Here is a 1,342-nt window from a genome sequence, read left to right as displayed (position 1 = left end):
ATCCCCAGCGGTTCACCCGCACACCCACGCTACCCAAGCTGCCGGCCGCCGCCTGGATCAACAAACCTACCGACGAGACAGACAAGCAGCAGGTCACCGACCAGGAGGACCTCGCCTAGCTAACGTCACAGCGCCCGTGTCTCAGTTGACTTGACACCTTCCGAGGCCGCACTTGCTGCAAGACCTGCGGACGGAAGAAGGCGGCCGACAGCATCCGCACCGACCTAGAGGTCATCCGGTCACGGCTCTCCGACGCCGGGCTCGATCTTGAAGGAGAGTACAGATCGGTCAACCATCCAGTACAGGTCCGCTGCCATGCCTGCGGATGGACCGGCCCTGTCTGGATCAAGAACGTCTTCGACGGGGGCGGTTGTGTTCCCTGCTCCAGAGCACGCGCGGCATCCACCCAGCGCCATTCGGCAGAGGCCGTAGCTACAGGGTTCGCCAGTGAGGGATTCAGCATGCTCGGCACCTATAAGAACAATCACACGCCGGTCGAGTTGCGATGCAATGCCTGCGGTCACACCTTCGAGCGCTCCTGGAAAAGCTACAGCCTCGGCGCGGTCCACTGTCCGAAGTGCGACCCGCCCCCGCCATCTAGACCGCGTACGGCTGAAGACGAGGTACGCGCACGATTCCTGGCCAAGGACCTGCTGATGACCGGCCCCTACCAGGGCGGCCAGGTCCCGGTGGACGCAGTTTGCCTCCACTGCGGCGAGCCGTGTTCTCCGCGCCCGGCTAGCCTTTTCTACCAGGGCGGATGCCGCGCTTGCGGCCGCCGCGCAGGTGCCGACAAAAGACGAACCCCGATCGATCTCGTCCGGCAGATCTTCGATGAGTGCGGTCTGCAATTCATCGGTCCCTACGTTGACGCTACCACCAAAACCGCTGCACGTTGCCGCTCCTGCAGGACCCCGGTCGCACCGAAGCTCAACCAGCTTCTCAACGGAAGCGGTGGCTGCAGACCATGCGGATACACGAAACAGAGAGGCTCATGGAAGGCAGCCCATCAAGTTCCTGGGCTGCTCTATCTCATTGACTTCGACCTCGACGGCGAACGATTCCGGAAGATCGGCATCGGCAAAGTCGGATCGGGACGCCTGGAGTATTGGAGATCCACCTATCTTGTCGATGTCGCTCAGGTCGTCCATGCATCCTTTGCCGCCTGCTACGAGGCCGAACGTGCGATCATCAGCGAGCGGGCCCCCTCTGTGTCAGGCTCTACTGAGACAAACAGGATGAACACCCCAAGCTGGTAGAGCAGGGCGAGAACAGGTACTACCTTCGGTGACCATGACCATGCACGACCTCCAGGACGACGACGCCGGCGATGGCCCTCGAG

Annotated in this window: 1 protein-coding gene; it reads left to right on the top strand. The window is 62.2% G+C overall.

Annotated elements, in window-relative coordinates; all coding sequences use genetic code 11:
- Positions 1–461 precede the first annotated feature (461 nt).
- A complete protein-coding gene (locus tag EJK15_RS69390; RefSeq protein WP_138720937.1) occupies positions 462–1,259 on the top strand; it encodes a hypothetical protein in 798 nt (265 codons plus the stop codon).
- The last annotated feature ends 83 nt before the right edge of the window (positions 1,260–1,342 follow it).

Source organism: Nonomuraea basaltis (assembly GCF_005893125.1).
Lineage (GTDB): Bacteria > Actinomycetota > Actinomycetes > Streptosporangiales > Streptosporangiaceae > Nonomuraea > Nonomuraea basaltis.
Note: the sequence above shows the minus strand (reverse complement) of the source record. Positions and strands in the feature narration are given on the sequence as shown.

What these genes read in the sequence shown, in the direction of transcription:
- EJK15_RS69390 (WP_138720937.1), top strand. Translation starts at nt 462, where the DNA reads ATGCTCGGCACCTATAAGAACAATCACACGCCGGTCGAGTTGCGATGC.